Genomic DNA, 12,053 nt, shown 5'->3' with positions numbered 1-12,053 from the left:
CACGAGCGTTGAAGCTCGGGACGCAGCCTGTTCCGCTTCAACCGGCCCGACGCAGGACGCAGCTGACGTACGCCTCGCCGTCGGGCGGGGTGTTGTTCCGCTGAGCGTCGAACATCGTTTCGCCGAGGCACTCGAGGACATCGTGCAGTGCGTCGTGACGGTCGCCGCGCCGGGCCTGGCACGCCTCGAATGCGGCGCGCAGTCCGGGGGGCTGGTCGATCGACAGTTGCTCCTCGATCGCCAGATGCAGCGAAAGGTGCAGGAAGGGATTGAGCTGCCCGCCTTCGGGCGAGAACTCCTTGTCGACCGCTTCGGGGTCTTCGAGCAGTGCGTGGTATTCGGGATGCAGGAGGATGAGGTCGTTCGCCATGTGCTCGAGCGGCGTCTGGACTTCCTTTGCACGGTACTTTCGCCAGCTCTCGATGAAGAAGGAACGTACCTGATCGCGGGATGGATTGAACATTTCGTCTCGATAAGTGATGGATCAAGCGGTCTTGTCACGGTACTCGCACAAGTCCCGCACCAGGCATTCCGCGCATTTCGGCTTGCGCGCGGTGCAGACGTAGCGGCCGTGCAGGATCAGCCAATGGTGGGCGTCGCGCAGGTAATCCTTGGGCACGCGGCGCATCAGGGCATTCTCCACAGCCAGGACATCCTTGCCGGGCGCGAGTCCGGTACGATTGGCCAGGCGGAAGATATGCGTATCGACGGCCATCACCGGCTCGCCGAAGACCGTATTCAATACCACATTCGCCGTCTTTCGTCCGACACCGGGGAGTGCCTCCAGCGCGACACGGTCGCGCGGGACCTCGCCGGCGTGGCGCTCGAGCAGCAAGTGCGACAGCGCAACCACGTTCCTCGCCTTGTTCCGGTACAGGCCGATCGTGCGGATGTGCGCGGCCACCCCTTCCTCGCCCAGGGTGATCATCGCCTCGGGGGTCGGTGCGGCCTCGAACAGCCCGCGCGTGGCAAGGTTGACGCTCTTGTCGGTCGCCTGCGCCGACAGGACGACCGCAACGAGCAACTGGAACGGCGAACCGTATTCGAGTTCGGTCGTGGGATGCGGATTCGCGGCGGCAAGGCGGCGAAAGAACTCGCGCACGGACTCCCGATTCATGCCTGGCATGCGGGTCAGGCCGCCGATGCCGGCTGGTCGGTCGCCGGGGTGGGGACCGTCGGGTGCGGGGCCGCGGTCTTGTGCCTTGCCGCACGGCTGCGGATCAGGTTCGAAAGTGCGATCAGGCAGCCGAGCGCGAAGAAGGCCCCGGGCGGAAGAATACCGATCAGGAAGCCGGGGTAGTCGGGGCCGAACAGCGAGATCGCCGAAAGCCCCGGGAACACCATCTCGATGCCGGAAAGCAGGGTCCCGTTGCCGACGAGTTCGCGCAGTCCCCCCAGGACGGCGAGGAGACAGACAAGGCCCAGGCCCATCATCACGCCGTCTACGGTCGACGACACCGGATCGTTCTTGGCGGCGAAGGCCTCCACGCGGGCGAGGACGATGCAGTTCGTCACGATCAGCGGGATGAAGATGCCCAGCACGAGGTAGAGGTCGTGGAAATAGGCATTGAACGAGAGATCGACGACCGTGGTGAGCGCCGCGATGATCAGGATGAAGACCGGGATGCGGATCTCGTAGGGGATGAAGTTGCGCAGGGAGGCGACGGCGAAGTTCGACACGGCCATCACGACAACGGTCGCGAGGCCCAGGCTCGCTGCATTGACGACGCTGGTGCTCACCGCGAGGATGGGGCACAGGCCGAGCAGTTGAACGAGTCCGGTGTTCTGGCGCCAGAGGCCATTCCAGGCCGATTCTCGAAAGCTTTGCAGGTTCATGGCCATTTTCCGGTCAGAGTCGCCCGCCCGCCGGGGCGGTGAACAGCGCGTCGCGGTGACGAATCGCATAGTCCGCAGCACGTGCCGCGGCATGGGTCACCGCACGTGCGCTGATGGTCGCACCGCTGCGGGAGGCGAACACGCCGCCGTCGCGCCTGACCTTCCACTTGTCGAGGCCGATGTCGGCGAAGGAGACGTCCGCAAACTGCTCGATCCAGGGCTGGGACTTGTTGCGATCCTTCTTCGGGTCGATGTAGTCGCCCAGGCCGGGGGTTTCCCTGTGTCCGGTGACGCGCACCCCATTCACCCGCCCATCGGCGCCGACGGCGACCACCATCTGGATCCGCCCGGCGTAGCCGTCCGGCGCGATGACCTCGAGCACCAGCGCCGCCGGCTCGCCGGCCTTGCGTGCGCGAAAGATGTGTCCGCCGTCATCGAGTCCGAGCTCCGGGGTCGGTCCGAGGGTGACGAAGTCGTCCAGAAGGAGGTTGTCGTAGCTGGCGCGCGGCAGCACCTCGTTGATCAGGCGCATCTTCCCTTCCTGCGCCGAGGCTTCGATCGTGGGGCGGGTGACTTCGAAGGTCGCCGCCATCAGCGCGGTAAAGGCCACCGTGAACACCACCATGATGCCGGCGGTGCGCAGCGACGTCCGTGCCGCAGTGCAGCGGGCGCTCATCGTGCCTTGTCTCCGCGGTAGCCGAAGACGCGCGGCTGGGTGTTCATGTCGATCAGCGGCACGCAGATGTTCATCAGCAGGACGGCAAAGGCGATGCCTTCGGGGAAGGCGCCGAAGACGCGGATGATGTAGGCGACGAGAGCGACACCGGCCGCGAAGATCAGCTTGCCGCGAGGCGTGGTCGCACCGGAGACCGGGTCGGTGACGATGAAGAACGCCCCGAGCATGGCGCCGCCACTTGCCAGGTGAAACAGCGGGGAGGCGAACTGCCCGGGGTTCGCGAGCCAGAACGCGCCCGAAACGACCGTCAGCGCGGCAAGAAAGGCGGCCGGCATGTGCCAGGTGATGACCCCGCAGGCGAGCAGGTAGGCGCCTCCCGCTGCATACGCCGGCGCCAGCCATTCCCATCCGCGCCCGGCGATCACGCCGAAGCTGCCCGCGCTCATGATCGCGTCCACGGTTGCGCCTGCGGCCCGCAATCCCGTCTTGACCGCATCGAGTGCCGTTGCGCTGGCAACGCCATCGAGTTCGCGCACGCCCCCCAGCACCAGCCCCAACTGCGTCTGGAAGTCCAGTTGGCCGGCGGGCGGCCATTGCGACATCAGCGCGGGGAAGGCGACGATCATCGCGCAGTAGGCCACCATCGCGGGGTTGAACGGATTCTGTCCGAGGCCGCCATAAAGGTGCTTGACCGCGACGATGGCGATCAGCACACCCAGCATCGTCGCCCACCAGGGAAGGATCGGGGGGAAGCACAGGACGACCAGCCAGGCCGTGACGACCGCCGAGAGGTCGGACAGCGCCGGCGCGATCGGCCGACCGCGCAGCTTGAGCACGAACGCTTCGCCCGCCATGGCCGTCGCCGTGGCAATCGCGAGATTCACCAGCACCACCGCGGCAATCTGCGATGCGTAGACGGCAATCGCCGGAGTCAGCGCAACGAGGACGGCCAGCATGACCCCCTGAACACTGGCCGGCTTGCGGATATACGGAGAATTCAGCATGTCAGGGCGTCTTGTCGGCGTCTTGCGTGTTGCGTTTTTCGCGCCGCGCGTCGATTGCGGCAATCTCGGCCTGCGTTTCGGCACTCAGGCTGTCGGTGTTCTTCGGCGTTACGGCCGCTTTCTGCTGCTTCGCGCGTGCGAGCGCGGCGGCGACCAGCGCCTTCTTCAGGTCCTCCGGCGATGCTGCGGGTTCGGCAGCGACAGCGGCAGCTGCAGTGCCCGCGGCAGTAGCAGCGGCTTCGGGAAGTTTGGCGCGTGTCTCGGCTGCCTTGGCCGCCAGCTTCGCCGCCTTTTCCGCCTTCTCCCGCTCCTGGCGGAAATTGCGGAACTCGAAGCGCGCGCGTGCCTGGTCCGACGCCGTCCGCTCGCGTTCGCGGGCCCAGATCTCGCCCTTCGAGAACCTGAAGTAGTCGACCAGCGGGATGTGCGAAGGGCACACATAGGCGCAGCAGCCGCATTCGATGCAGTCGAAGAGGTGATACTCCTGAGCCTTGCCGAAGTTCTTCGCGCGCGAAAACCAGTACAGCTCGAAAGGCTGCAGATCGGCAGGGCAGGCGCGGGCGCATTCGCCGCAGCGGATGCAGGGCTGTTCGGGCGGAGGAGGCGGGAATAGCGTGGGCGATGCGGCAATGATGCAGTTCGTGGTTGCCGTGACGGGGACGCCGAGGCTCTGCAACTCGATTCCCATCATCGGCCCGCCCATGATGTAGCGATCCGTGTCCGCCTTGGGGCCGGCCAGTGCAAGCAGTTCCGCGACCTGCGTGCCGAGCAGGACTTCGTGGTTTCCGGGGTGCGCAACGTTGCCGGTCAGCGTGACGATGCGCGAAAGCAGCGGCTCGCCGAAGTGGATGGCGCGATGAACGGCGTGTGCCGTGCCGACGTTGAAGCACTGGACGCCGAAATCCGTGCCGAACTTGCCTTGGGGAATTTCGATTCCGGTAAGAACCCGGATCAGCTGCTTCTCGCCGCCGGCGGGATAGAGGGTCGGTACCGCCACGACCGCGACGTCATCGCCGATGGTGCTTGCAGCAGCCCGCATGCGCTCGATCGCATCGGGCTTGTTGTCCTCGATGCCGACCAGCACCCGGCGGGCGCCTATCAGCTCGCGCAGGATCATGGCCCCCGAAAGCACGCCTGCCGCACGCTCGCGCATCAGGCGGTCGTCACAGGTGATCCACGGTTCGCACTCGGCACCGTTGATCACCAGGGTGTCGATGCCCGTTCCGCTCCCGAGCTTCACGTGAGTCGGGAAACCCGCACCGCCCATGCCGTGAATGCCGCAGCTCCTGAGCCAGCCGAGCGCTTCTTCGCGCGACACCTTGCGGTAATCGAACGGAACACGATCGATCCAGCGATCCTCGCCGTCGGGCGCGATCACGACCGACAGGGTTTCGAGCCCCGACGCGTGCGCCATCGGGTACGGCGCAATCTCGACGACAGTACCGGAGGTGGATGCATGGACGCCGGTTCCGAGACTCCCTTCGCCCTGGCCGATATGTTCGCCTTTCAGCACCTTCTGACCGGGCTCGACGAGGCATCGTGCAGTCGACCGGATGCTCTGGCGCAGCGGGATCACCAGCCGCTTCGGCAGCGGCGCCTGGTCGATGGGCGTGCCGGAAGACTCGGTCTTGTGCGATTCCGGCTTGACCCCGCCGCGGAAATTGAACAGGCGGGAAATCATGCCGCGGACCTCAATTCATGCACCGGATATTTCCATTTCCACGTTTCGACGGTTTCCGCGAGCGGCGCCATGGAAATGCAATCGACGGGGCAGGGCGCGACACACAGTTCGCAGCCCGTACACAGGGGCGCGACCACGGTGTGCATCTGTTTTGCCGCACCGACGATCGCATCCACCGGGCAGGCCTGAATGCACAGCGTGCAGCCGATGCACACCTGCTCGTCGATGCGCGCGACCGATTTCGGCTTCTCCGTTCCGTGTTCTTCCGAGAGCGGCTTCACCTCGCGTCCGAGCAGGTCGGCGAGCTTGCGGATGCCTTCCTCGCCTCCGGGGGGACACTGGTTGATATCCGCTTCCCCGTTCGAGATGGCCTGCGCGTAGGGCTTGCAGCCAGGGTAGCCGCATTGGCCGCACTGGGTCTGGGGAAGGATCGCGTCGATCTTTTCGACCAGCGGATCGCCCGCGACCTTGAACCGGATCGAGGCGTAGCCCAGTGCCGCACCGAGCACGATGGCTATCCCGGTCATGATGAGGATGGCGGTCAGCATCGGGGCAGGGCCGGGGTGGCGGCGGAGCGCCCGCAGCGGGGCGCATGCGCAATTTCAGACATGAATGAGTTCTCGCCGACGAGTCCTAATGAAAGCGATCCAGTCCGGCGAATCCCATGAAGGCCAGGCTCATGAATCCAGCCGTGATCATCGCAATTGCCGTACCGCGGAACGGGGCCGGCACGTCCGCGCCGTCGAGGCGTTCGCGAATGCCCGCAAACAGCACCAGGGCCATTGTAAAACCAATCGATGATCCGAAGCCGAACAGAAGGGATTCCAGCAGGTTGTGCTTGAGTGCGACATTCAGCAGCGGAATGCCCAGCACCGCGCAGTTTGTCGTGATGAGCGGAAGATAGATGCCGAGGACCTGATGCAGAACCGGACTGGTCTTCTGTATGACCAGTTCCGTGAGCTGCACGATCGCTGCAATCACTACGATGAACGCGAGCGTGCGCATGAACGCGAGATCGAACGGCTGCAGCAGGTAGTGGTCGATCAGGTAGCTCGTGCCGCTGGCCAGCGTCAGCACGAAGGTCGTCGCCGCGCCCATCCCGATCGCCGTCTCGAGCTTCTTGGACACCCCCATGAAGGGGCAGAGGCCGAGAATGCGGACGAAGACGACGTTGTTCACGAGAACAGCGCCGATGACGATGAAGATGTAGCTGGTCATGATCCCGGATCGCCTGATAATCGCGAAATTATCGCCCGCCGTTATGCCCCGCTCAACCCTGGATCGCTCACAGGCATCGGGAGCAAGCAGGCCATGTCAGCGAGCGACGGCAAAGTCGTCGGATGCGGTCGCGCGCACGCACTCTTCCACAAGACCGGGCCCGCGGTAGATCAGCCCGCTATATACCTGCACGAGCTTTGCGCCGGCTTCGAGTTTCGCCCGTGCCCCCCGTCCGTCGAGCACGCCACCTGCCGCAATGATCGGGACTTCCCCGGCAAGCGCCTGCGCAAGCTGCGAGACGACCATGGTCGAGCTTTCGAACACCGGAACGCCGGACAGGCCGCCTTGTTGCTCGGCGTAGCGAATTCCCTGCACCTTCTCGCGCGAGATCGTCGTGTTCGTCGCGATCACCCCGTCGATGCGATGGCGCCGCAGGGCGTCGGCGATGTTGACCACCTGGGCCGGCTCGAGATCGGGGGCGATCTTCAGCGTCAGCGGAACGTAGCGGCCGTGCTTGTCCGCCAGTTGCGCTTGCCGTCCCTTGAGTCGCCCGAGCAGGTCGTCGAGTTCGGATTCGCCCTGCAGCTGGCGGAGGTTCTTCGTGTTGGGCGAGGAAATGTTGACCGTGACGTAGCTAGCCAGCGGATACACCTTGTCGAGGCAGGCGAGGTAATCGTCGGCGGCATTTTCGATCGGCGTGTCGAAATTCTTGCCGATGTTGATCCCGAGAATGCCCTTGAACCGGGCGGCATTGACGTTTGCCACCAGCGCATCGACGCCGTGGTTGTTGAAGCCCATGCGGTTGATGATCCCGCGCACCTCCGGCAGCCGGAACAGGCGCGGCCGCGGATTTCCCGGCTGAGGCCGCGGGGTGACGGTGCCGATCTCGAGGAAGCCGAAGCCGAACCGGGCAAGTCCGTCGATGGCTTCACCATTCTTGTCGAGGCCGGCGGCGAGTCCGATGCGGTTGGGGAACGCCAGTCCCATGACCTCGACCGGATCTGCCGGCAGTGGCTTGCCCGTCGGCAGCAGGCGACCGGCGAGATTGAGGGCGGCGAGGGAGAATTCGTGGGCGGTTTCCGCGTCGAGCGAAAACAGGATGGGGCGCGCGATGTCGTATAGCATCCGCGGATTCTACCGTTTCATGCGGGACCTCGCCCCCCGGATTTCCGAACAATGCGCCCTCGCGGACTGTCCGGCGCCAAGCGCGGCCTATTCCGATTCCACGTCGGCCAGGGGGTCCAGGGTTCGCCACTCGCCCCGGATTCGCCCCTCGAGCGGGCGGAAGCGAGTCTTGTAGTTCATCTTCCGGCTCTCCTTGATCCAGTACCCGAGATACAGGTACGGCAAGTGCAGGCGGCGGCACACCTCGATCTGCCACAGAACCCCGTAGGTGCCATAGCTGGCCTTCGGGGTGTCCGGATCGAAGAAGGTGTAAACGCTGGACAAACCGTCGCTGAGGCGGTCGATGACGCTCACCATGCGCAGGACCCCCCGCTCGCGGAACTCGACGAGGCGGGTGTCTACCTGGCTCTGCAGCAGGAAATGGGTGTACTGCTCGCGATTGTCCTGATCCATCCCTCCGCCTGCATGGCGTGAGCCCTGGTAGCGCTGGTAGAGGGTGTAGTGCTCTTCCGAAAACGCGAGATCCCTCTCGCTCGCCTCGAGGGACCGGTGCCGCGCCCAACTGCGTTGCTGGCTGCGGTCCGCGACGAACGCCTCGACCGGAACGCGGACCGGAACACAGGCGCGGCAATGATCGCAATACGGGCGGTAGGTGAACATGCCGCTACGCCGGAAACCGTTGCGAACCAGTTCGCTGTACACCGCCGAATCGATGAGATGGCCCGGCGTCGCGACCTGCGAGCGGGCGACCCGCTCCGGCAGGTACGAACACGCATACGGCGCCGTCGCGTAGAACTGGATGAGTGCGTAGGGGTAATCTTTCTGCATCTCGGTGAGTGTGCGCTCAGAACAATCCTCGGCTCGCATCTTCGGGCCACCGCCCCGGGCCATCCCCCTCCCGCGTCCATATCGCCAGACCGGCGCGGAACTCGGCACGCGGGATCTCGAAGGCACCAAGCGAAAGCAGATGCCGCGTGGTCATCTGGCAATCGATCACGGCAAAGTCCCTTGACTCGAGGTAGCGAGCCAGATGAGCAAGGGCGACCTTGGAAGCATCGGTACGGAAGCTGAACATCGATTCGCCAAAGAATGCCCTTCCCACCGCCATGCCGTAAAGCCCGCCCGCGAGCACCCCCTCATCCCACGCTTCGACACTGTGGGCATATCCGAGTTCGTGCATGCGGTGGTAGGCGACCTGCATCTCGGCCGTGATCCAAGTGCTCCCGCCTGGTTCGCGCGGCTGGGCGCACGCCTCGACGACCGCCTGGAAGGCCGTATCGAAGCGGATCTCGAACCGGTGTTGCCGCACGGTGCGGCGCAAGGAGCGCGAGACCTTCATCCGCGATGGCGTCAGCACCAGACGCGGGTCGGGACTCCACCAGAGAATCGGTTCCCCCGCGCTGTACCACGGAAAGATTCCCTGTCGGTATGCCGCCAGTAGCCATTCCGGCGTGAGCGCGCCACCGGCGGCAAGCAGGCCGGGCGGTTCGTCGAGCGCACACTCGACGGGGGGAAAATGCGGTGCGCCCGTCAGCCAGGGGATCATCTGTTCACGGCAACCGGTCCTTGAACGGGCACTGCGCGTACTGCTTCGTCGGAACCGTCGTGGAAGGTCACCACGTGATCCACATCCAGGCGGATGCCGATCCTTTCCCCGATCGCATGGTTGTGATGGCTGGGCACGAGCGACAGTACCTTCGCCCCGCTTTTCAGCCTGAGCGTGTACAGGATGTCGGCGCCGCGAAATGCCTTGTGGACCACCTCGGCCTTCAGCGTGCTCGAGTCGTCATGCACGACGTCGTCGGGGCGCAAAAGGACCGACACCGTGCAGTCCCGGCCGCAGTTTCCGCAACCGATGCCGCATTCGACCGGGATCGCACTGTTGAGCGTACCGAGTTCGACCCGCACCTGGTGATCGTTGAGGACGACTCCCTGAAGAAAGACCCCCTGTCCGATGAAATCGGCGACGAAGCGGTTGCCCGGGCGGTGATACAGGTTGTAGGGCGTGTCCCACTGCTGGATGCGGCCCTCGTTCATGATCCCGATCTCGTCCGCGACCGCGAAGGCTTCGTTCTGATCGTGCGTCACCAGAATCGCGGTCGTGTTCGTCGCCTTGATGATGTCGCGCACTTCGTAGGACAGGCGCTCCCGCAGCTCCACGTCCAGATTCGAGAAAGGTTCGTCCAGCAGGAGCAGGCTGGGGCGCGGGGCGAGCGCGCGTGCGAGTGCGACCCGCTGTTGCTGGCCGCCTGACATCTCGTGCGGATACTTGTGCCCCTGATTGGCAAGACCCACGACGCGCAGCAGTTCGCCGACGCGTTCGCGGCGTTGCTGCGGTTCCAGTCGGCGCAGCCCGAAGCCGATGTTGTCCGCGATCGAAAGGTGGGGAAAGAGCGCGTAGTCCTGGAACACCATGCCGATGCGCCGCTGCTCGGGGGGTAGATGCTCGTCGCGCCCGCTCACCAATTGCCCGTCGAGACGAATTTCCCCCGCCAGTACCGGCTCGAACCCGGCAATGCAACGCAACACGGTCGTCTTGCCGCAGCCGGACGGCCCCAGCAGGCAGCCGATGCTGCCCGTTTCGAGACGGAGCGAAAGTTTGCGGACGACTTGATGGCCGCCATACGCCAGATCGATGCTGGCGAGCTCGAGATGGGACATTGAGAATCCGATACAGCGTTTGTGTTGTGCGATGCCATTATTGCATCGCGGTAATCCAAATGCGATGAATTATAATTCTCGACTACCTGCTGCGCGGGATGGACCCTGCAGCGTGATCCTCGGGAGCGAGATGAAATTCAAGGAAGGGCTGGGAAGGCTGCGCAAGCGCTGGTCGTCGCTGACGGCCGGTTCGCTGCTGATCTCCGTGTTGATCGCAATGCCCGTGATCTCCGTATTCTCCAACGTCTTTGTCGGAGGAACGTCGGGTACCTGGAGCCACCTTTCCGCCACCGTCCTGCCCGAATTTCTCCGAAACACACTGATTCTCTGCATCGGTGTCGGTCTCGGCGTGTCCAGCATCGGTGTGACGACCGCCTGGCTGACGACGATGACGGACTTCCCCGGGCGCCGCTTCTTCCAGTGGGCACTCGTCCTCCCGCTCGCGGTTCCCGCCTATGTGATGGCATATGTTTACACCGACTTCCTCCAGTTCGTCGGGCCGCTCCAGAGCTGGCTTCGTGAAGTGTCCGGATGGAAGGCGGGTGACTACTGGTTTCCCGACGTCCGCACGGCAGGCGGGGCGGTGGCGATGTTCATGTTCGTCCTCTATCCGTACGTCTACCTCCTGGCCCGAACGGCCTTCCTGGAGCGTGCTTCCGGCATGCTGGAGGCGGGGCGCTCGCTGGGGCTTGGTCCGTGGGGCAGCTTCTTCCGCGTTTCGCTGCCTCTTGCGCGACCCGCCGTGGTTGCCGGGTCGGCATTGGCGTTGATGGAAACGCTCGCGGATTTCGGAACCGTCTCGTATTTCGGCGTGCAGACCTTCACGACCGGAATCTACCGCGCGTGGTTCTCGCTCGGGGACCGCGTTGCCGCGGCGCAACTCTCGGCTGCGCTGCTCGCGTTTGTCGTCGTGGTTCTGGTCCTCGAGCATGCCAGCCGCGGGCGGGCGCGCTTCAACAACACCTCGCGCCAACAGACGACACCGACTCCCGTCAAGTTGTCACGCGCCCTCGGCCTTCTGGCCACGCTGCTGTGTTTCCTGCCACTTTTCCTCGGTTTTCTGCTGCCTGCGGCCTTGCTCCTACGCATGGCGCTCGTCGAGGGCGATGCGCAGTTCGGAGCCCGCTTCGTGCAACTGGCGCGCAACAGTTTCGTGCTCGCCTCGGTCACTGCACTGCTCGCGGTATTGCTCGCAATCGTCCTCGGCTACGCGGCCCGGCTCGCGCGCTCGCGTCTGCCACGTGTCCTGAATCGCACCGTCGGGCTGGGTTACGCAGTACCCGGTTCGGTCATCGCCGTCGGAGTATTGATTCCCGTGACGCGCCTCGACCACGTGATTGCAGGCTGGTGGCAGGAGTTGACCGGCGTGAATCCGGGGCTCGTACTGACCGGAGGAATCGCGGCGCTGGTGTATGCTTATCTAAGTCGCTTTCTTTCGGTGGCGCTCCATACGGTCGAAAGCAGTCTGGGCAAGATCACGGCGAGCATGGATGACGCATCCCGTAGCCTCGGGGCCGGAAAGTGGGCTACGCTACGGCGTGTCCACGTGCCGATCCTGCGCGGCAGTCTGCTGACCGCAGGCCTGCTGGTCTTTGTGGATGTCATGAAGGAGCTGCCGGCAACGTTGGTGATGCGGCCCTTCAATTTCGATACCTTGGCAACCCAGGCGCACACCCTCGCGTCGGACGAGCGACTGGCCGAGGCATCGACGGCGGCCGTGACGATCGTGGCGGTCGGACTGCTGCCGATGTTCATCATCTCCCGGCAGATCGTGCACGGGAGCCGCCGCACGGTCGAAGAGACAGAAGTCTAGAGCACGGATCGAACGGATTCACGTCTACGGAATTTTGGG

Annotated in this window: 13 protein-coding genes; 1 reads left to right on the top strand and 12 read right to left on the bottom strand. The window is 64.6% G+C overall.

Features of this window, described 5'->3' with window-relative positions:
- Positions 1 to 37 precede the first annotated feature (37 nt).
- The 12 genes from GPA22_RS09925 to GPA22_RS09870 form a co-directional block, all read right to left on the bottom strand.
- Positions 38 to 463 carry a DUF1841 family protein gene (locus GPA22_RS09925; RefSeq protein ID WP_169255911.1) on the bottom strand — a complete coding sequence of 142 codons (426 nt, stop codon included), beginning with the start codon at positions 461 to 463 and terminating at the stop codon, positions 38 to 40.
- Between the two features lie 21 nt (positions 464 to 484).
- Positions 485 to 1,117 carry an endonuclease III gene (nth, locus tag GPA22_RS09920; protein WP_169255910.1) on the bottom strand — a complete coding sequence of 211 codons (633 nt, stop codon included), beginning with the start codon at positions 1,115 to 1,117 and terminating at the stop codon, positions 485 to 487.
- A 14-nt stretch (positions 1,118 to 1,131) separates the two neighbouring features.
- Positions 1,132 to 1,836 (bottom strand): electron transport complex subunit E, encoded by a 705-nt coding sequence (locus GPA22_RS09915; protein WP_169255909.1) that lies wholly within the window; start codon positions 1,834 to 1,836, stop codon positions 1,132 to 1,134.
- 13 nt (positions 1,837 to 1,849) lie between these two features.
- A complete protein-coding gene (locus GPA22_RS09910; protein WP_169255908.1) occupies positions 1,850 to 2,512 on the bottom strand; it encodes an RnfABCDGE type electron transport complex subunit G in 663 nt (220 codons plus the stop codon).
- Positions 2,509 to 3,516 carry an RnfABCDGE type electron transport complex subunit D gene (locus tag GPA22_RS09905; RefSeq protein ID WP_169255907.1) on the bottom strand — a complete coding sequence of 336 codons (1,008 nt, stop codon included), beginning with the start codon at positions 3,514 to 3,516 and terminating at the stop codon, positions 2,509 to 2,511. Before GPA22_RS09905 ends, GPA22_RS09910 begins: the two co-directional genes overlap by 4 nt.
- A 1-nt stretch (position 3,517) precedes the next feature.
- The gene (rsxC, locus tag GPA22_RS09900) at positions 3,518 to 5,197 is read right to left on the bottom strand and encodes an electron transport complex subunit RsxC (protein WP_169255906.1); all 1,680 of its coding nucleotides are present in this window, start codon (positions 5,195 to 5,197) and stop codon (positions 3,518 to 3,520) included.
- On the bottom strand, positions 5,194 to 5,745 hold the full coding sequence (rsxB, locus tag GPA22_RS09895; protein WP_169255905.1) for an electron transport complex subunit RsxB: 552 nt from the start codon (positions 5,743 to 5,745) through the stop codon (positions 5,194 to 5,196). Before rsxB ends, rsxC begins: the two co-directional genes overlap by 4 nt.
- A gap of 85 nt (positions 5,746 to 5,830) precedes the next feature.
- Positions 5,831 to 6,415: an electron transport complex subunit RsxA gene (rsxA, locus tag GPA22_RS09890; protein ID WP_169255904.1), complete on the bottom strand. Its 585-nt coding sequence runs from the start codon at positions 6,413 to 6,415 to the stop codon at positions 5,831 to 5,833.
- 96 nt (positions 6,416 to 6,511) lie between these two features.
- Positions 6,512 to 7,540, bottom strand: coding sequence for a quinone-dependent dihydroorotate dehydrogenase (locus GPA22_RS09885; protein ID WP_169255903.1), 1,029 nt, complete (start codon positions 7,538 to 7,540; stop codon positions 6,512 to 6,514).
- Between the two features lie 87 nt (positions 7,541 to 7,627).
- Complete coding sequence (locus GPA22_RS09880) at positions 7,628 to 8,368, bottom strand: arginyltransferase (protein ID WP_169255902.1); 741 nt, start codon at positions 8,366 to 8,368, stop codon at positions 7,628 to 7,630.
- Positions 8,369 to 8,384: 16 nt separating this feature from the next.
- Complete coding sequence (aat, locus tag GPA22_RS09875) at positions 8,385 to 9,086, bottom strand: leucyl/phenylalanyl-tRNA--protein transferase (protein ID WP_169255901.1); 702 nt, start codon at positions 9,084 to 9,086, stop codon at positions 8,385 to 8,387.
- Entirely contained in the window at positions 9,083 to 10,201 is a 1,119-nt protein-coding gene (locus tag GPA22_RS09870; protein ID WP_169255900.1) for an ABC transporter ATP-binding protein, read from the bottom strand. The genes aat and GPA22_RS09870 overlap by 4 nt, the downstream gene beginning before the upstream one ends.
- A 130-nt stretch (positions 10,202 to 10,331) precedes the next feature.
- Between GPA22_RS09870 and GPA22_RS09865 the strand changes: the two genes are divergently transcribed.
- The gene (locus GPA22_RS09865; RefSeq protein WP_211169036.1) at positions 10,332 to 12,014 is read left to right on the top strand and encodes an ABC transporter permease; all 1,683 of its coding nucleotides are present in this window, start codon (positions 10,332 to 10,334) and stop codon (positions 12,012 to 12,014) included.
- The last annotated feature ends 39 nt before the right edge of the window (positions 12,015 to 12,053 follow it).

Origin of the sequence: Aromatoleum toluvorans, from assembly GCF_012910905.1 — a bacterium.
GTDB lineage: Bacteria > Pseudomonadota > Gammaproteobacteria > Burkholderiales > Rhodocyclaceae > Aromatoleum > Aromatoleum toluvorans.
This window is presented reverse-complemented; position numbering and strand designations above follow the sequence as displayed.

Excerpts from the sequence above, each read along its gene's own strand:
- GPA22_RS09925 (WP_169255911.1), bottom strand. The coding sequence starts at position 463 with ATGTTCAATCCATCCCGCGATCAGGTACGTTCCTTCTTCATCGAGAGC.
- nth (WP_169255910.1), bottom strand. The coding sequence starts at position 1,117 with ATGAATCGGGAGTCCGTGCGCGAGTTCTTTCGCCGCCTTGCCGCCGCG.
- GPA22_RS09915 (WP_169255909.1), bottom strand. The coding sequence starts at position 1,836 with ATGAACCTGCAAAGCTTTCGAGAATCGGCCTGGAATGGCCTCTGGCGC.
- GPA22_RS09910 (WP_169255908.1), bottom strand. The coding sequence starts at position 2,512 with ATGAGCGCCCGCTGCACTGCGGCACGGACGTCGCTGCGCACCGCCGGC.
- GPA22_RS09905 (WP_169255907.1), bottom strand. The coding sequence starts at position 3,516 with ATGCTGAATTCTCCGTATATCCGCAAGCCGGCCAGTGTTCAGGGGGTC.
- rsxC (WP_169255906.1), bottom strand. The coding sequence starts at position 5,197 with ATGATTTCCCGCCTGTTCAATTTCCGCGGCGGGGTCAAGCCGGAATCG.
- rsxB (WP_169255905.1), bottom strand. The coding sequence starts at position 5,745 with ATGCTGACCGCCATCCTCATCATGACCGGGATAGCCATCGTGCTCGGT.
- rsxA (WP_169255904.1), bottom strand. The coding sequence starts at position 6,415 with ATGACCAGCTACATCTTCATCGTCATCGGCGCTGTTCTCGTGAACAAC.
- GPA22_RS09885 (WP_169255903.1), bottom strand. The coding sequence starts at position 7,540 with ATGCTATACGACATCGCGCGCCCCATCCTGTTTTCGCTCGACGCGGAA.
- GPA22_RS09880 (WP_169255902.1), bottom strand. The coding sequence starts at position 8,368 with ATGCAGAAAGATTACCCCTACGCACTCATCCAGTTCTACGCGACGGCG.
- aat (WP_169255901.1), bottom strand. The coding sequence starts at position 9,086 with ATGATCCCCTGGCTGACGGGCGCACCGCATTTTCCCCCCGTCGAGTGT.
- GPA22_RS09870 (WP_169255900.1), bottom strand. The coding sequence starts at position 10,201 with ATGTCCCATCTCGAGCTCGCCAGCATCGATCTGGCGTATGGCGGCCAT.
- GPA22_RS09865 (WP_211169036.1), top strand. The coding sequence starts at position 10,332 with ATGAAATTCAAGGAAGGGCTGGGAAGGCTGCGCAAGCGCTGGTCGTCG.